The organism is Methylobacterium sp. J-068 (assembly GCF_022829445.1).
Taxonomy (GTDB): Bacteria; Pseudomonadota; Alphaproteobacteria; order Rhizobiales; family Beijerinckiaceae; genus Methylobacterium.
On record NZ_JAKSXY010000059.1, the window covers coordinates 185,575 to 203,257 of the forward strand.

The 17,683-nt window shown below is 69.1% G+C and carries 14 protein-coding genes and 1 tRNA gene; 6 read left to right on the forward strand and 9 right to left on the reverse strand.

Annotation, left to right across the window (positions count from 1 at the left end; genetic code table 11):
- Window positions 1-181: 181 nt before the first annotated feature.
- The 5 genes from MKK54_RS07065 to leuC form a co-directional block, all read right to left on the reverse strand.
- Window positions 182-1,072, reverse strand: a complete 891-nt coding sequence (locus MKK54_RS07065) for a hypothetical protein (protein WP_244010075.1) — start codon at window positions 1,070-1,072, stop codon at window positions 182-184.
- A gap of 62 nt (window positions 1,073-1,134) precedes the next feature.
- Window positions 1,135-1,404 (reverse strand): hypothetical protein, encoded by a 270-nt coding sequence (locus MKK54_RS07070; RefSeq protein WP_244010076.1) that lies wholly within the window; start codon window positions 1,402-1,404, stop codon window positions 1,135-1,137.
- Window positions 1,405-1,597: 193 nt separating this feature from the next.
- Window positions 1,598-1,837, reverse strand: a complete 240-nt coding sequence (locus MKK54_RS07075; protein ID WP_244010077.1) for a DUF6538 domain-containing protein — start codon at window positions 1,835-1,837, stop codon at window positions 1,598-1,600.
- Between the two features lie 109 nt (window positions 1,838-1,946).
- A tRNA-Leu gene (locus tag MKK54_RS07080) sits at window positions 1,947-2,031 on the reverse strand.
- A gap of 109 nt (window positions 2,032-2,140) precedes the next feature.
- Complete coding sequence (gene leuC / locus MKK54_RS07085; RefSeq protein WP_244010078.1) at window positions 2,141-3,556, reverse strand: 3-isopropylmalate dehydratase large subunit; 1,416 nt, start codon at window positions 3,554-3,556, stop codon at window positions 2,141-2,143.
- A 292-nt stretch (window positions 3,557-3,848) separates the two neighbouring features.
- Here leuC and MKK54_RS07090 point away from each other — a divergent pair, with 292 nt between their 5' ends.
- From MKK54_RS07090 to MKK54_RS07105, 4 genes are read left to right on the forward strand one after another with little or no spacing between them, the layout of a single operon-like run.
- Window positions 3,849-4,814 carry a 2-hydroxyacid dehydrogenase gene (locus MKK54_RS07090; protein ID WP_244010079.1) on the forward strand — a complete coding sequence of 322 codons (966 nt, stop codon included), beginning with the start codon at window positions 3,849-3,851 and terminating at the stop codon, window positions 4,812-4,814.
- Complete coding sequence (locus MKK54_RS07095; protein WP_244010080.1) at window positions 4,811-5,662, forward strand: AprI/Inh family metalloprotease inhibitor; 852 nt, start codon at window positions 4,811-4,813, stop codon at window positions 5,660-5,662. Before MKK54_RS07090 ends, MKK54_RS07095 begins: the two co-directional genes overlap by 4 nt.
- A gap of 29 nt (window positions 5,663-5,691) precedes the next feature.
- Window positions 5,692-6,444: a rhodanese-related sulfurtransferase gene (locus MKK54_RS07100; RefSeq protein ID WP_244010081.1), complete on the forward strand. Its 753-nt coding sequence runs from the start codon at window positions 5,692-5,694 to the stop codon at window positions 6,442-6,444.
- Window positions 6,441-6,674 (forward strand): SlyX family protein, encoded by a 234-nt coding sequence (locus MKK54_RS07105; protein WP_244010082.1) that lies wholly within the window; start codon window positions 6,441-6,443, stop codon window positions 6,672-6,674. The genes MKK54_RS07100 and MKK54_RS07105 overlap by 4 nt, the downstream gene beginning before the upstream one ends.
- Before the next feature lie 6 nt (window positions 6,675-6,680).
- On the opposite strand, the gene MKK54_RS07110 is transcribed toward MKK54_RS07105, so the two are convergent.
- Together MKK54_RS07110 and MKK54_RS07115 are read right to left on the reverse strand one after the other, a co-directional pair.
- Window positions 6,681-8,123, reverse strand: coding sequence for an NAD-dependent succinate-semialdehyde dehydrogenase (locus MKK54_RS07110; RefSeq protein WP_244010083.1), 1,443 nt, complete (start codon window positions 8,121-8,123; stop codon window positions 6,681-6,683).
- Between the two features lie 63 nt (window positions 8,124-8,186).
- Window positions 8,187-8,978 (reverse strand): class II glutamine amidotransferase, encoded by a 792-nt coding sequence (locus tag MKK54_RS07115; RefSeq protein ID WP_244010084.1) that lies wholly within the window; start codon window positions 8,976-8,978, stop codon window positions 8,187-8,189.
- A gap of 507 nt (window positions 8,979-9,485) precedes the next feature.
- Here MKK54_RS07115 and MKK54_RS07120 point away from each other — a divergent pair.
- On the forward strand, window positions 9,486-9,878 hold the full coding sequence (locus MKK54_RS07120) for a response regulator (protein WP_244010085.1): 393 nt from the start codon (window positions 9,486-9,488) through the stop codon (window positions 9,876-9,878).
- Window positions 9,879-10,120: 242 nt separating this feature from the next.
- On the opposite strand, the gene rpsU is transcribed toward MKK54_RS07120, so the two are convergent.
- Window positions 10,121-10,432: a 30S ribosomal protein S21 gene (rpsU, locus tag MKK54_RS07125; RefSeq protein WP_244010086.1), complete on the reverse strand. Its 312-nt coding sequence runs from the start codon at window positions 10,430-10,432 to the stop codon at window positions 10,121-10,123.
- Between the two features lie 818 nt (window positions 10,433-11,250).
- Between rpsU and MKK54_RS07130 the strand changes: the two genes are divergently transcribed.
- Window positions 11,251-12,732: a PAS domain-containing methyl-accepting chemotaxis protein gene (locus MKK54_RS07130; RefSeq protein WP_244010087.1), complete on the forward strand. Its 1,482-nt coding sequence runs from the start codon at window positions 11,251-11,253 to the stop codon at window positions 12,730-12,732.
- Between the two features lie 10 nt (window positions 12,733-12,742).
- On the opposite strand, the gene MKK54_RS07135 is transcribed toward MKK54_RS07130, so the two are convergent.
- Window positions 12,743-17,593, reverse strand: a complete 4,851-nt coding sequence (locus MKK54_RS07135; RefSeq protein WP_244010088.1) for an NAD-glutamate dehydrogenase — start codon at window positions 17,591-17,593, stop codon at window positions 12,743-12,745.
- Window positions 17,594-17,683 lie beyond the last annotated feature (90 nt).

Genomic DNA, 17,683 nt, shown 5'->3' on the forward strand with positions numbered 1-17,683 from the left:
AAGTGTCACATGCTGTCGACCACGGATTCGCGGCTCGATCCAGCGAGCCATTGTGCGAAAGCGGTGGGCCAATCGGTCCAGCTTCGCGATGAGGAGCGTGGCGCCTGTCCTGCGGCAGCGCTCAATGGAGGCCTGGAGCTGCGGCCTGTCGGCTCACTTGCAGCTCTCTATCTCACCAAGCTTATTCAGCCGCTTTAGCAACCGGCAGCGCCAAGACCTCGTCCGCGGGCTCCAGCGGCAACTCCGCTTGTGCATCACGTGTGCCGATATCCCGAGCCATCTCTGAAACCGTTATAGCAGCCAGATTAAATAGCATGTCGGCCGCTGATGTATCCAACCTATCCTGAGGATGCATCAAAGGGTTACGATCCAAGACACGCATTCTATCGAGCATAGCAGCGACTTTTGGCGAGGGCTTTAAGCCACCTTTTGTCCCCTCAGATAGCTTCTGAAAAGCTTTGATATAGTCAAACCACGATTTCGGGGAGGCATCGGGCTCAAACTTCCGCAAGTAGGCTCCCATCATAAGTTCAAGGCCGCGGAGCGCATGGAAGCCGCAGGCTGTTGGGAGCTGGAATGCAAGGCATCGCCCTGCCTCATCGAACTCATCTAATGCTTCTTGAGGCACGTCTTTCCGAAGCTCTGAAGCAATCCTAGTGGACGCAGAGGATACCAAGTGAGAAAGTTTATAGATCGAAATTTGTCCGACCGAGTAGACCTCAATGTCTCGACACTCGGCGAGATACACCGTCCTTAGCGCCGTAATCGAGTTGCTCACATTGATATATTTCCAGCTCGGGAATTCGCTATCTAAATTGGTTGGATCGAATTTTACGTCTGTCATCAAGTGAGTATTGATGAAAGCCCGGACAGCCGCGGACAGCTCTGAGGCAATGTGCTTCGATGCTTGTAAGCCATTGTCTTCAGCGATCATACGATTTAGCTTCTCCGGCAGATCTGATGCTGAGAAGAACAGATCATATCCTTTTGCGGTGGATGCGCTGTAAACCGCAGACGCCCGAGATAGGCTTTCTGCGAGTTCGAAGTACTGCACGAGATCGAAGCGCTTCACTCAATATCTCCGTCTGGGCGAATGGCCACGGCTGCCGTGCCCTCAGGAAAAGAGGTGGTAATTTACCTCTGCGCAACGCCTTTTTCCGATCCAAAGACTTCGATGTTTATCCGCGGCAATTTATCCACAGCCTCCGCCATCGCCTTCACAGTCACCTCGCCGTAGACATCATCGGCTGTTCGCGCGGCGTGCCCTTGGATCGCATGAAGCACCCGGTCGCCCATGCCGGCCTCAATCCCCTCCGTCTTGAAGCGGTGGCGCCAAGCGTGGTTCGGAGCCACCCTCGGGTCAGGCACCACCTCCCGCGCGAACTCCGCCAGCCGGTTCTTCAAGCCCTGGAGCGGGCCTAGCACGTCACCATCAAGCGCAGGCCTCAGGAACAGGTGACCGCTCTTGGCCCGTGCAACGAACCGGCCGAAGCCCAGCTCAATGGGTGACGGCGATGGTGCGATCCCCGTCGCCGTCCGCCCAGGCCCGATAGAGGTCTCCGGCGAGGGCCGTGGCCTGCTTGTGGCGGGGCGGGAGTTACGGAGCCGTCGCGTAGAAGCGCTCGACGGTGGCGGCGGCCACTCCGTGGCGAACCTTCGCCTCACTCGGATCGCGCGTCTTCAGGGAGAAGCGCAGCATCGCCATACGGGGGGTGATGGTGATGTGCGTGGTCTCGGGGTCGAGCGGCACCGGAAGGGTACGGCCTACCGCGAGGGGCTGAACGTCAGCGGGAATGCGTTGCTTAAGTTGCGGGAGAGAGGAGTCTGACCGCTTCATCGGACGAGGGATCCTGATGAGCATGTGGCACACCGTTGTGGCACGGTCTGCCTGTCTCAACCACCTAATCCGGCTTAAGTTTCTGAGGCGTAGACGCTTCTCAGAACATTGGTGCCCAGGAAAGGACTCGAACCTTCACCTCTTGCAAGACTGGTACCTGAAACCAGCGCGTCTACCAATTCCGCCACCTGGGCTCGCCGGGGCCGCTTCGCGGCGCCGACGCGGGTTTCGTTTAGGCGGGGTGGGGTCGGCCGTCAATCCGGATTGTGCGGGATTTTTCGGTCGGCCCCGGCGATTCTGTGATCAGGCCTCGCTGCGCCACTCGCGGATGTCGACGAAGCGGCCGGCCACGGCCGCCGCCGCCGCCATGGCGGGCGAGACGAGGTGGGTGCGGCCGCGATGGCCCTGACGGCCCTCGAAGTTGCGGTTCGAGGTCGACGCGCAGCGCTCGTTCGGGCTCAGGCGGTCGGCGTTCATGCCGAGGCACATGGAGCAGCCCGGCTCGCGCCAGTCGAACCCGGCCGCCTTGAGGATCCGGTCGATGCCCTCGGCCTCGGCCTGGCTCTTCACGAGGCCGGAGCCCGGCACCACCATGGCGGAGACGTTCGCGTGGACCTTGCGGCCCTCCACCATCTTGGCCACGGCGCGCAGATCCTCGATGCGGCCGTTGGTGCAGGAGCCGATGAAGACGCGGTCGAGGGTGATGTCGGTGATCTTCGTGCCGGGGGTCAGGCCCATGTAGTCGAGGGCCTTCTCCTTCGACTGGCGCTTGTTCTCGTCGAGGATGCGGGACGGATCCGGCACGGTCCCCAGGATCGAGACGACGTCCTCGGGGCTGGTGCCCCAGCTGACGATCGGGGGCAGGTTGGCCGCATCGAGGCGCACCTCGCGATCGAAGTAAGCCCCTTCGTCGGTGACGAGGCTCTCCCAATAGGCCCTGGCGCGGGCGAAGGCCTCGCCGGCCGGCGCCTTCGGCCGGCCCTCGACATAGGCGTAGGTGGTGGCGTCCGGCGCCACCAGGCCGGCGCGGGCGCCGCCCTCGATCGACATGTTGCAGATCGTCATGCGGCCCTCCATCGAGAGGGCGCGGATCGCCGAGCCGGCATATTCGATGACGTAGCCGGTCCCGCCGGCGGTGCCGATCTCGCCGATGATCGCCAGGATGATGTCCTTGGCGGTCACGCCGGCCGGCAGGGTGCCGTCGACGCTGACGCGCATGTTCTTCGCCTTCTTCTGCAGCAGCGTCTGGGTGGCGAGCACGTGCTCCACCTCCGAGGTGCCGATGCCGTGGGCGAGCGCCCCGAAGGCGCCGTGGGTCGAGGTGTGGCTGTCGCCGCAGACGATGGTCTGGCCCGGCAGGGTGAAGCCCTGCTCCGGCCCGATCACGTGGACGATGCCCTGGCGGCGATCCAGCGCGTCGTAGAACTCGATCCCGAAGTCGCGCACGTTCTCGGCGAGCGCCTCCAGCTGGATGCGGCTCTCGGGGTCCTCGATGCCGAAGCGGCGATCCGAGGTCTGGACGTTGTGATCGACCACCGCGAGGGTCTTCTCGGGGTGGCGCACCCGGCGTCCGGCCACGCGCAGGCCCTCGAAGGCCTGGGGGCTGGTGACCTCGTGGACGAGGTGACGGTCGATGTAGAGCAGGGTGGAGCCGTCCGGCTCGACATCGACGACGTGGTCGTCCCAGATCTTGTCGTAGAGGGTGCGCGGCGCGGTCATGGCGTGGCTGTTCTGGCTTCGGGAGTCGGGAAACGGGTTCGGGTCCCCCTTTAGTAGTGTTCCAGGGCGCTTCGCGAAAGTGGGGCCGCGGTCGCGCGCGGCGGATGGCAGCCCGGAACCCGTCGCATGCGCGCGGCCCTCCTATCCCGCGCCTCTCTGGCCAAGGTTTTCTGGCCAAGGTTCTCTGGCCACGCCTCTCTGGACCGGGTCGGGTGCGCGGATTAAAGCTGCCGAGGTCGGTCCGCGCCCCGTCGTGCCGATGCTTCCGCTCCGTTCGCGAGACCTCGACCCCATGCAGCCCGTCGACATCCTGATGCTCAAGGCGATGCATCCCGACGTGATTTCGGGGGTCGAGCGGCGCTTCACCCTCCACCGCCTCGACACGGCGCCGGATGCCGAGGCGTTCTTCCGCGAGGTCGGGCCCCGCATCCGGGGCCTGGCGACGGGCGCCCAGGCTCCCGTCGACCGGACGCTGATCCAGCGCCTGCCGAACCTCGCCGTCATCGCGAGCCTCGGCGTCGGCTACGACACCATCGACACGGCGGCCGCCGCCGAGCGCGGCATCATCGTGACGCATACGCCGGACGTCCTCACGGACGAGGTGGCCGACCTCGCCCTGGGCCTGCTCCTGGCGACGGTGCGGCAGATCCCGCAGGCCGATCGCTACCTGCGCGGCGGCCACTGGCCGCGCCAGACGTATCCGCTGACCCCGACCCTGCGGGGCCGGACCGTCGGCATCCTCGGCCTCGGCCGGATCGGGCGCGCCATCGCGCGCCGGCTCGAAGGGTTCGGTGTCGCCATCGCCTATCACGGGCGCCGGCCGCAGACCGACGTGCCCTACGCCTATCATCCGACCCTGCTCGGGCTGGCCGAGGCCGCCGACGTGCTCCTCGTGGTGGCGCCGGGCGGCCCCGAGACGACCGGCCTCGTGGATGCGGCGGTCCTGGAGGCCCTCGGCCCCGAGGGCATCGTGGTCAACGTGGCGCGCGGCAGCGTCATCGACGAGGCCGCCCTGATCCAGGCGCTGCGATCCGGCGCCATCCTGGGCGCCGGGCTCGACGTGTTCGCGCGCGAGCCGCACGTGCCGCCCGAATTGATCGCGATGGACCACGTCGTGCTGCTGCCCCACGTGGGCTCCGCCTCCGTTCAGACCCGCGCGGCGATGGGTCAGCTCGTGGTCGACAACCTCGTCGCGTTCTTCGACGGCCGTGGCCCCCTCACCCCGGTGCCCGAGACGCCGTGGACCGCAGGGGCATGACGCGGCTCCGTCTCGGGCTGCTGACCGGCGGCGCCGTCCTGGCGCTCCAGATGTCCGCCCTCGGCCAGGAGCCCGGCCAGAATCCCGGCCCGGACACCGCGCCGGACGCGGCCAAGGCGCCATTCATCGAGAGCCTGCCACGCGACATTGCCGGCGTGCCCGGCACCTGGGACCTGTCGCGGGATGGCAGCACCCGCCGCTGCGTCATGACCCTGTCGGGCGAGAGCGGGCCTTCGGGCCGGCGCCTGTCCTTTCCCGCCGGATGCCGCCGGGCGCTCCCGATCCTCAACGGCGTGGCGGGCTGGCTGTTCTCGGACGGGAACATCCGGCTCGTCGACAAGGACGTCCGGCCGGTGCTGCAATTCACGCGGCGGGCCGATGCCCGCAGCCTCCTGGCACCGGGCGCCACCGGGGAGACCTTCAGCCTCGTGCCGCTCCAGATCGTCGCGATGATGCCGCCGACCGACGCGGTCCCGACGAGTCCCGGCGCGGGCAGCGCCGCTCCGGACGCGCGGATCGGCACCGGCCGGACGGAGCCCGGCCCGGCCCGTGACGCGCCGGCTCCCGGGATCTACGCCCTCGACCGCTACCGCGAGCAGGACGTCTGCCGCATCGAGCTGACGGACACCGCCCCTCCGGCGCCGGTGCGCATCCTGGACAATTGCCGGGACAGCGGGCTGTCGGTCTTCGATCCCGTCTCATGGCGCTTCGACAAGGGACGGATGACGCTGACCGCCCGGCGCGGGCACGTGGTCACCCTGGTTCCCACGGGGGATGGCCGCTGGCGCCGCGACCCGGAAGTCGGCACCACCTTCGTGCTGCGCAAGGTGGATGCGGCGACACCTTGAGCACCCCCGCCCCCCGATCAATTTGCCCGATGCCGCTGACCGTCGCCGCCCTGTACAAGTTCGTCGCCCTGCCGGACGCCGAGGCGCTGCAATCGGGTTTGCGGGCCCTGTGCGAAGGGCTCGGCATCACCGGCACGCTGCTGCTGGCCCGCGAGGGCATCAACGGCACGGTGGCGGGCACGCCCGACGCGATCGAGGCCCTCCTGGCGGACCTGCGCACCGGGACGCTCTTCGGCGACCGCCTGCGGGACATCGACTGCAAGCTGTCGCGGGCCGAGACGCCGCCGTTCCGGCAGCTCAAGATCCGGGTGAAGCGCGAGATCGTCACCTTCGACGACGGAGCCACCGACGCGGCCTCCGGCGCCGGCTCGCCCGTCGCGCCGGAGGACTGGAACGCCCTCCTCGACACGCCCGGCCTCCTCCTCATCGACACGCGCAACGCCTTCGAGGTGGCGCTCGGCAGCTTCCCGGGCGCCGTCGATCCGGGCATCACCCGGTTCAGCGCCTTTCGCGACTACGTCGATGCGCTGGATCCGGCCGCGCACCCGAAGGTCGCGATGTTCTGCACCGGCGGCATCCGCTGCGAGAAGGCGGGCGCCTACATGCGCGCGAAGGGGTTTTCCGACGTGCGCCACCTCGCGGGCGGCATCCTGCGCTACCTCGAGACCGTGCCGGATGCCGAGAACCGCTGGCGCGGCGACTGCTTCGTCTTCGACGGCCGCATCGCCCTCGGACCCGCCCTCGTGGAGCGTCCGGACCACGCTCCGGAGACCTTGCGATGACAGACTTGGCGATGACAGACCCGAACGACCTCGCCGCCCGCATCGACGCCCTGGAGATGCGGCTGACCGAGCAGGACGTCACCATCGACGACCTCAACGCCACGATCACGGCGCAGTGGCGCCAGATCGACGCCCTGTCGCGAACGGTGGCCAAGCTCGTCGAGGAGGTGGAGGAGGCCGCCAACCGCCCGGGCACGGGCGCGCCGGAGCCTCCGCCACCGCATTACTGACGGCCGCTACGGCCCGGCGCTCGCCTGACTGACGAACTTCGTCGTGAGATACGCCTCGATCGCCTCCGAGCCGCCCTCGCTGCCGTAACCGGATTCCTTGACGCCGCCGAAGGGCGTCTCGGGGAAGGCGAGGCCGTGATGGTTGATGCCGACCATGCCGCTCTCCACCCGCGCGGCGACCCGGGCGGCGCGCGTGGCCGAGCGCGTATAGGCGTAGGCCGCGAGGCCGTAGGGCAGCCGGTTCGCCTCCGCATAGGCCGCCTCGTCGTCCGAGAAGCGCTGGATCAGCGCCACCGGGCCGAAGGGCTCCTCGTTCATGATCCGGGCGCTCTGGGGCACGTCGCAGAGGACGGTCGGCTCGAAGAAGTTGCCGCGATTGCCGATGCGCTTGCCGCCGGTGCGCAGGTCCGCGCCCCGCGCCACCGCGTCGGCGCACAGGGTCTCCATCGCCTCCAGCCGGCGGGCATGGATCAGAGGTCCCATCCGGGTGGCGGGATCGAGTCCGTCCCCGACCGTCAGCCCTTCCGCGAACGACACGAAGCCATCGCGGAACCGGTCGTAGACGGCCTCGTGCACGAGCATCCGGGTCGGCGCGACGCAGACCTGCCCGGCATTGCGGAACTTGTTGGCGCCGAGCACGGCCACGGCCGCGTCGACATCCGCGTCCTCGAACACGATCGCGGGGGCGTGGCCGCCGAGTTCCATCGTCGCCCGCTTCATGTGGCGCCCAGCCAGGGCCGCGAGTTCCTTGCCCACCGGGGTCGAGCCCGTGAACGACATCTTGGCGATGACCGGATGCGGGATGAGGTAGCCCGAGATGCTCGCCGGGTCGCCGAACACCAGGGAGAGCACGTCCCCCGGCACGCCGGCATCGAGGAAGGCCCGGATCATCGCGGCGCAGCTCGCGGGCGTGTCCTCGGGGCCCTTCAGGATCACCGAGCAGCCGGCGCAGAGGGCGGCGGCGACCTTGCGCACGGCCTGATTGATGGGAAAATTCCAGGGCGTGAAGGCGGCGACGGGCCCGACGGGCTCGCGCAGGACCATCTGGACCACGCCGTCGGCACGCGCCGGAACGATCCGCCCGTACGCGCGCCGGCCCTCCTCCGCGAACCAGTCGGTGACGTCGGCTCCGGCCAGGATCTCGACGCGCGCCTCGGCGAGGGGCTTGCCCTGCTCCAGGGTCATGATGCGGGCGATGTCCTCGACACGGGACCGCAGGAGGTCGGCCGCGCGGCGCAGCACCTTCGAGCGCTCGAAGGCCGAGACCCCGCGCCAGGCGGTAAAGCCGCGCGCGGCGGCGGCGAGCGCCCGGTCGAGATCGTCGCGCGTCGCGACGGCCAGGGTGCCGAGGGTCTCCCCGGTGGCGGGGTTGAGCACCGGCAGGGTCTCGGAGGCGGACCCATCGGTCCAGACCCCGGCGATGTGCAGCGTCACGTTCGGATACGTCATCGGCGGCTCCCGCATGGCAGTGGAGCCGGGTTGTCCACCCTTCGAACGCGTGCCGCAACCCTCTCAGGCGGCGATTCGCTCGACGACCGCGTCCGGTCCGGTGACGACCACGTCGCCGCCGCGCCGGGCCTGGAGCGTGCCGCCCTTGGGCACCACCTTCCAGCCGTCGCGGCAGCCGTCGATCGGCTCGGAGACCACGACGACGCCGGTCTCGGTCTGACGGTAATAGAGGCTCGGCGGCGAGCCGTCGCAGGCCCAGCGGAAGGCCGTCAGGGTCTCGCCATCGGTGACCACGGCGGTGAAGCGCAGGGGTTCGACCGCATCGGCGTTGCGCATCAGTTCCCGCACCGTGGCCAGGGTCCGGGTCATGGCGCCGATCGGGTCCTCCGCGAGGCCGTTGGCCAGGGCCAGGAGGAAGATCGCCTCGGAATCCGTGCTGCCGCGCCGGTCGTCGTAGAGCGCATCGGGGATCAGCGCCTCGATCCGGCGCTTGATGCGGTGATAGCCGCCGATCTGGCCGTTGTGCATGAACAGGTGCCGGCCATGGGCGAAGGGGTGGCAGTTCGCGCGCGTGGTGGCGGTGCCGGTGGAGGCCCGCACGTGGGCGAAGAACATCCGCGCCCGGACCTGCTGGCAGAGATTGACGAGATTCTCGTCCGACCAGGCGGGGCAGACGTCGCGGTACAGGCCCGGATCGACCCGCTCGCCATACCAGCCGATGCCGAAACCGTCGCCGTTGGTCTCCGTCTTCGCCTCGGCCGCGTGGAGCGACTGATGCACCAGCGAGTGCGTCGGTGCGCAGACGAGGTCGGTCAGGAAGACCGGCTCACCGGAATACGCGAGAAAGCGGCACATGACTGGCAAACACCCCCTGGTCCCAACGAAGCCTCGATCCGCGTTCACCGCTGAAGCGCGACGGCCGCCTCATAGGCTGTCCTCGACGTCGTCGAGGGTTAAGTTCGGGTCATCGCGGTGAACGGATCGTTAACGCGACGCCCCGGCCGAACCTCGCCGAGGACGGGATTCACGCCGCGCGATGCAAGAGACGCACCGCGACGCGGAGCCCGCCGACCGGGTTCGTGATGCCCGAACGCGCATTGAGCATGCGACCCCGGCGGGAATGGGGCGCGGCGCGGCCCCGAGGATGCGGGAACCGCATAGCCGGATCAACGATTCGGACTCTTGCCGGCCGCACCGTGGCGGCGCAGCATCACGTCCAGAGAATCAGCATCGACGGCGGAAAGCCGCCCTGCCTCGGGTTTCGCACACGCAAACCCACGGGTCCCGCACGGGACCCGCACTCGCAAACCGATGGGGCCCGCACGGGACCCGCACACGAACCGCGCTCGCAAAGGAGACTTCATGGATCGCTCACACGCCGATTGTCCGATCGCCCTCGTGGTCGAGGACGATGCCGAGGTTCGCAACCTGGCCACAGCCGTCCTCGAGGAGACCGACCTGGACGTGATCGCCTGCGACAGCGCGGAAGCCGCCATCTCGGTTCTGGAGCGCTCGGGTGAGAACGTGGCGCTGCTCTTCGCCGATGTGCGCCTCGGCGCAGGGATGGACGGCATCGCGCTCGCCACCGCCGTCGGGCGGCGCTGGCCGGACGTGCGGGTGGTCCTCACCTCCGGCGGAGACGCCCGCGGCGTCGGCGGTCTCCCGGCCGAGGCCGTCTACATGCAGAAGCCGTGGCGGGCCCTCGATGTGCTGGTCCAGGCGGAGCACGCGACGGTGGCCGCACGCGCCGCCTGATACGGGTCGCCGGCCGATCAGGTCGGTGATGTGGTGACTCGCGCGGGTCCCCTCTCCTTCCGGGAGAAGGAGACCGTCGCGTCTGATCGTCCCGAAGGGATCGACCGAAACGACATGATCCCTCCGGTCCGGGCGCAGCCGCCCGGACATGACGAAACAGCCCGGTCGGATGCCGACCGGGCTGTTTTCGCGAATCGTGGTCAGCGGCCGAGGACGCCGACGGCGTCCCCGAAGCGGACGCTTCAGGCGCTGGCGGCGGGCGGCACGGAGGGAGCCGTCGGCGCGAAGGGCGAACCGCCCGGACGACGCGGGGCGCCGGCGCCGAAACGGGGCTTCGGCTTCGGAGCGGCGATCAGGCCCTCGCGGATCGCGGTCTTGCGGGCCTGCTTGCGCGCGCGGCGCACGGCCTCGGCCTTCTCACGCGCCTTGCGGACGGAGGGCTTCTCGTAAGCCTTGCGCTGCTTCATCTCGCGGAAGATGCCTTCGCGCTGCATCTTCTTCTTCAGCACGCGGAGGGCTTGGTCGACGTTGTTGTCGCGAACGAGTACCTGCAACGGTTTCAATCCTCTGAAACGGTGTTTGTTGGGTGGCGCCGACCCTGAGACCCCCACGGAGCCCCGCGATGCGAACTGCAAAACGTCCCGGACCCGGGATCTCACCCGGGCGGGACGTCCGTCAGACGGCCTCGAATCGGCGCAGAAACTGCACTTGGGGCAGGCTCATACACCAACCGCCCGCGAGTTCCAACACGCCTCGCGAAACATGCGCCGCACCATCGTCACGCGGATGCCGAGGCGCGGACGGATCGACCGGGGCCGCCGGATCGACGCGCCCACCCGTGTTCCGAACCCGCCCCGCCGCTCCGGGACGACGCAACGGGCAAGCGATCGACCGGGCGCCTCCCCTGATCTCCGACGATCTCACACCGGACCTCGATGAACATGCCTCAAGCGAGGTCGGCCCGCGCGACGGCGCGGCGGCGGGGGGCCGCCGAACCCCGCACCAGTCACGGCGAATCTTGGACTGCGTCACGCGAAACATGTCCGACGTAAATTCGGACCGAACACCTGATCATACCAAATGAAAGGCACGACCCGCTCAATGACAGGCACACCCTGCCGCAGCGGATACGAGCCGGAACGTTCGTCCGAACACCGAGGTTCGGGACGTCATCTCGGTCCCTCGGATCGGTCTCCAGCGATGACCTCGATTACCCTACGCTGAGTTGAAAAGTTCGCCTCAAACAACATGAAATTTTCGAAAAATTAACACGTGTGGCCCGATCCTCCGCAAGCGAACCGGACGGCCTCCGGGACCAGGGGTTCGCAGGTTCGCAACATGAGCCCTCCGGGGCTCCGGCCAGGGGTGGTTGATGTTCGGCGCACTGACGAAGGCGGGTACGGAAACCAGGGCCAAGCTGGCCGCGCTGGACAAGTCCCAGGGCATCATCGAGTTCAATCTCGATGGAACGGTGATCACCGCCAACGAGAACTTCCTCGGCGTCATCGGCTATCCGCTGGCCGAGATCCGCGGACGGCATCATGGCCTCTTCGTCGAAGCCGCCTATCGGGCCAGTTCGGAATACACCGCGTTCTGGGAGAGGCTGCGTCACGGCGAGCATCAGGCCGCCCAGTTCATGCGACTGGCCAAGGGCGGTCGCGAGATCTGGATCGAGGCCTCGTACAATCCAGTCCTCGACCGGTCCGGCAAGCCCTACAAGATCGTCAAGTTCGCCACCGACATCACGCGGCAGAAGATGGCGAACGCGGACGACCAGGGCCAGATCGCGGCGCTCCACAAGGCGCAGGCCGTGATCTCCTTCAGCCTGGAGGGCGTCGTGCTCGACGCCAACCCGAACTTCCTGAAGGCGATCGGCTATTCGCTGTCCGAGATCGTCGGCCAGCACCACCGCATGTTCGTCGACCCGGATGAGCGCGACGGCGCGGACTATGCGGCCTTCTGGTCCCGTCTGCGCCGGGGCGAGTATCAGGCGGCCCAGTACAAGCGCATCGCCAAGGGCGGCCGGAACATCTGGATCGAGGCCTCCTACAATCCCATCCTGGATGCCAACGGACGCCCGTACAAGGTCGTCAAGTTCGCCACCGACATCACCGCGCAGGTGACGCTCCTGAACGAATTGCGGCAGCTCATCGCGCAGAACTTCGGCGAGATCGACGGGGCCGTCCTGCTCTCCAACACGCAGACGCGGGCGGCCAGCGAGGCGGCGGGCAGCACGGCGGACAACGTGCAGACCATGGCGGCCGCCTCCGAGGAACTGGCGGCCTCCGTCGCGGAGATCTCGCAGAGCATGGCGCATTCGCGGGCGGCGACCGACGCCGCCCAGGGGCAGGTCACATCGGCCGCCGAACTGACGGAGAAGCTGACCCAGGCGGCGACCGCCATGAGCGGGATCGTCGGCCTGATCCAGAGCATCGCGGGCCAGATCAACCTGCTGGCGCTCAATGCGACGATCGAATCGGCGCGGGCCGGCGAGGCGGGTCGGGGCTTCGCGGTGGTGGCGCAGGAGGTGAAGAACCTCGCCAACCAGGCCGCGCGCGCCACCGAACAGATCGCGAGCGAGATCGACAACGTCCAGGCGGTCTCGATGCGGGTCGGGGACGCGCTCCACACCATCCAGGGCTCGGTCGAGCAGATGCGGGATTACGTGACCAGCACGGCCGCGGCCGTGGAGGAGCAGAGCGTCGTCACCCAGGACATGTCGGGCAACATGCAGCACGCGGCGAGCGCGGTGGCGGCGATCTCGCACAACATCCAGGCGATCTCGCACTCCATCGGCAGCGTGTCGCGCGCGGTCGAAACCACCAAGGACGCGGCCCGCGTCCTCGCCCGTTGAGCGCGGGGCCTCAGCCCCGGGGCCGCGCCAGATCGGCCAGCAGGCTCGCCGCCACCGTCGCCTTGGAGACCGTGAGCCCCGAGGCGGTGACGGCCTCCAGGGTCGCGCGGGTGTGGTCGAGGGCGGAGCCCCGGCTGCGGCTCCAGGCCGCCACCGCTTCGGCGCCGGCGCCGACCGTGCCGACGATCTCCGCGGTCAGCTGCCGGTGCGCGGTGGCGATGTTGGACACCGCGCGCTCCAGGGCGATCCGGTCGAAGGTGTCGCCGGTGGCGACCTCCCGGGCGGCGGCCGCGAGATCGGAGAGATGGAACGCGCGGTCGAGGGCGAAGTGCGTCGCGGCGATGTCGGGGATCGCACCGCCCCCCGTCTCGGCGACCCGGACGATGTCGGGGGCCGAGGTCAGGGCGTTGAGCGCGGCGAGGCGGCCGGCCTGCGCGGCGGCCATGCCGAGGCCGACGAGTTCGGCCTCGCGGGCGGCCTGCTGGCAGCTCACCGCCTCGCCCATCACCTCCGGCAGAACCGCCTGGAGCGCCGCGATGCCCTCGCGGTAGCGGGCGACGATGGGCGCGACGCTTCCCGTCAGGTCGAGATTGCGGATGAACCAGACGATGCGGCCGACGAGCAGATCCTGCACCTCGGCATAGAGGGCGATCTGCGCCTGACCGCCGATGGCCCCCGCCAGGCCGTCGATGGCCTGGTTCAGTTCCATCAGCCCGTAGGCGTCGCGGGTGGCCGCATAGGCCTTGGCGATCGTGGCGGCATCCGCGCCGGTCTCGTCGATGAGGCGCGTGACGAGGGAGGGGCCGCCGCGATTGACGATGATGTTCGAGAGCGCGGTGCTGATGATCTCGCGCCGCAGGCGGTGCCCCTTCACCGCGTCCGGGAATTGCTGCCGCAGGGCCTCCGGGAAGTAGCGCTGCAGTTCGCGGTCGAAATACGGGTCGTTCGGGGCCGTGCTCGCCAGGAGCGCGTCGTAGAGCGAGAGCTTGGCGTAGGCCAGGATCACCGCGTATTCCGGCCGCGTCAGCCCCTCGCCCTTGCGCATCCGCTCCGTGATGGCCGCGTCGTCCGGAAGGAGCTCGACCACCCGGTCGAGGCGGCCCTCGGCTTCCAGCGCCTGCATGGTCCGCATGGCAAAGCCCGTCTCGGTGAGGCCGCGATGCCGGGCCAGGGACAGGGCGAGGGTCTGGAGCTGGTTGTTGCGCAGGACCAGGGCGGCGACCTCGTCGGTCATCGCCACGAGGAGCGTGTTGCGGGCGGGCGCGTCGAGGCGGCCGTCGCGCTCGGGCCCCATGAGGGCGATCTTGATGTTCACCTCCACGTCCGAGGTGTTCACGCCGGCCGAGTTGTCGATGGCGTCGCTGTTGAGGCGAATTCCGGCGCGCGCCGCCTCGATGCGCCCGCGCTGGGTGGCCCCCAGATTGGCGCCCTCGCCGATGACCCGGGCGCGCAGCATCGCGCCGGTGATGCGCACCGCGTCGTTGGCCCGGTCACCGGCCTCCTCGTCGGATTCCGTGGTCGCGCGGATATAGGTGCCGATGCCGCCGAACCAGAGCAGGTCCACCGGCGCCCCGAGGATCGCCTGCATCACCTCGGTCGGCGTCGCCTCGGCCAGATCGACGCCGAGCACGGCCCGGATTTCGGCCGAGAGCGGGATGGTCTTGAGGCCGCGGGCGAACACGCCGCCCCCGGTCGAGATCAGGGACGCATCGTAGTCGCGCCAGGAGGAGCGGCCGAGGTCGAACAGGCGCCGGCGCTCGGCGAAGCTCGCGGCCGCGTCCGGGTTCGGGTCCAGGAAGATGTCGCGATGGTCGAAGGCGGCCACGAGGCGTAAGGAGCGCGAGAGCAGCATGCCGTTGCCGAAGACGTCGCCGGACATGTCGCCGACGCCCGCCACCGTGATCGGATCGCTCTGCGTGTCGATGTCCATCTCCAGGAAGTGGCGCTTGACCGCCTCCCAGGCGCCGCGCGCGGTGATGCCCATGCCCTTGTGGTCGTAGCCCTGGCTGCCACCCGAGGCGAAGGCGTCCCCGAGCCAATGGCCGCGCTCGGCCGAGAGCGCGTTGGCGATGTCCGAGAAGGTGGCGGTGCCCTTGTCGGCCGCGACCACGAGGTAGGCGTCGTCGGGGTCGTGCCGCACCGTGTCGGCCGGCGGCCGGAGCGTGTCGTCCACGATGTTGTCGGTGAGTTCGAGCAGGGTGCGGATGAAGATCCGATAGCTCTCGGTGCCCTCCTCCATCCAGGCCTGCCGATCCGAGGCCGGCGGCAGGCGCTTGGGGAAGAAGCCGCCCTTGGCGCCCACCGGCACGATGACGGCGTTCTTGACCTGCTGGGCCTTCACGAGGCCGAGGATCTCGGTGCGGAAGTCCTCCGGCCGGTCGGACCAGCGCAGGCCGCCGCGCGCCACGTAGCCGAAGCGCAGGTGCACGCCCTCGACCCGGGGGGAATAGACGAAGATCTCGAAGAACGGGCGCGGCAGCGGCATGCCGCTGACCCGGGCGCAGGCGAACTTGAAGGCGATGGTCTCGCGCGCGCCTCCGCCCTCGGCCCGCTGGAAGAAGTTGGTGCGCACGGCCGCCTCGATCAGATTGACGAAGCGGCGCAGGATCCGGTCCTCGTCGAGGCTGGTGACGGAAGCGAGCGCGGTCTCGATCTCGGCGCGGATCTCGGCCTGACGCGCGGCGCGGTCGCCGTCGAGCGCGGGATCGAAGCGGGCCTGGAACAGGGCGACGAGCGACCGGGCGATGCCCGCATGGGCCGCCAGCGTGGCGGCGAGGTAGTCCTGGCCGTAGCGGATGCGCAATTGGCGCAGGTAGCGGCCGAAGGCGCGCAGCAGGGCCACGTCGCGCCAGGGCAGTTCGGCTTCCAGCACGAGGCGGTTGTAGCCGTCCGATTCCGCCTGGCCCCTGCCGAGCGCGAGGAGCGCGTCCTCCAGGGGGAGTTCCAGGCGGGCGAGGTCGATGGCCGCCCCCGTGGCCCGCTCCAGCAGCATGTCGTGCAGCCAGACCCGCGCGGCTTCCTCGGAGCCGGCCGGCATGACCCGGTAGGTCCGCTCGTTGATGACCCGGAAGCCGAGATTCTCCAGCACCGGCACCCGCTCGGACAGGGAGAGCGAAGCGCCGCGCGAAAACACCTTGAGGCGGATCTGCGAATCCGGGTCGGTGACGCGCCGGCCGATATCGGCGGCGCGCGGACGGTCCGGGTTCAAACGCTCCAGGGTGGCGATGTCGGCGATCGCGACGCGCGGCGTGAAGCTCTCGCGATAGGCGGCCGAGAAGGCCTCCCCGTAGCGCCCCGCCAGGGCTCGGGCCTGGGCGCCGTCCATCGTCTCGGCAAGGGCCACGCGCAGTTCGTCGCCCCAGGTCCGCACCAGGGCGGCGATGCCCGCCTCGAGGGCGGCCGGATCGCGCTCCGGCGCGCCGGCCTCCGGCAGGCCGATGATGAAGTGCGTCCGGGCGAGCGGCCCCTCGGGGAAGTACGGGTAGGCGGCCGAGACCCGGCCGCCATATTCGGCGGCGAGATAGGCGCCGATCCGCGCCCGGACGCTCGAATCGTAGCGCTCCTTCGGCACGTAGACGAGGAGCGAGACGAAGCGGCCGAAGCGGTCGGGGCGCGAGAGCACGCGCAGGCGCGGGCGGTCGGCGAGATGCGCGATGGCGAGGCTGAAGCGGTAGAGCCGGTCGATGTCGATCTGGAACAGGTCGTCGCGCGGATAGGTCTCGAGAACGTCGAGGAGACCGCGTCCCGCATGGCTCGTCGGGTCGAGGCCCGCACGGGCCGCCACCTGCGCGACCTTCTCGCGGAGGTAGGGGATCTCCTTCGTCGGCAGGGTGTAGGCACTGGCCGTGAACAGGCCGACGATGACGATCTCACCGGTGAGCGCGCCCTCGGCGGAGAACAGCTTGCAGGCGATGTAGTCGAGGTAGCCCGAGCGATGCACCCGCGACTTCACGCTGGCCTTGGTGACGATGAGCGCCTGCGGCCCGTCCAGGAAAGCCCGGATCTCGGGCGTCATGTCGACGAGGGCGCCGCCACGCCGCAGCACCGCCACCGTGGCATCCCGCAGCAAGCCCAGGCCCGACCCTTCGACCAGCGCGTGCTCGGCACCGGTTAGGCCGTGCTCGCGCAGGCCGAGCACGGTGAAATGTCCATCGCGGAGCCAGCTCAGGAAGGCACGCGCCTCCGCGACCTCTCTGGGCGGGAGCGGCGGCGGCGCACTCGCGTAGCTCTCCGCGATGCCCGCGAGGCGGGCCATCATCGCGGCCTGATCGTCGGTGGCCAACGCCACGTCCTGGAAGACCCGGTTCAATCCCTCGACGAGGCGCAGGCGTGCCGCGCCCGCATCGAGACGGTCGAGGTGGATGTGAATGAAGCTCTCGCGGGCGAAGACCGCGTTGGTTTCGGCCGTCGTCTCGCCGACGACGCGGATCAACGCGCCCGCGGCGTCGCGCTCGACGCCGAGGATCGGGTGGGCGACGAGGTGCGGCGTGAGACCCTGCTCGGTCAACTCGGCCAGGGCGGAATCGAGCAGGAAGGGCCGGTTGTCGTTGACCACGTCGATGATGGTCAGGTCACGGGCGCGGCCTTCGCGCTCGACGACGCGGTCGCTCACGGACAGGCTGGACGCGGCCCCGACGTCCCGGGGCTCGGCCAGATGCGCGCGCGCGGCCAAGGCGAGTTCGGCGAGCGCCGGTGCGGTGTAGGGCGCGAGATCCTCGGGGGGAACGCGCCCGAATAGGTCGGTGACGAAGCCACCGGGCCCGCCTCCCGCCTCGACCCGTTCGGCGGCGGCGCTCAGGAGGTCGCTGCGCGCGCCCCGAGCTTCGGGAGTGGAGAGGGCGGCGTTTCGTTCAAGAGCCATGCGATGCTGTCCTTGTGCGATCAGCCTCGACGCGACCGATCCTCTCCGACCGGAACCGGCACGCCGGACCATCTCGAGCGTACGAGCCCG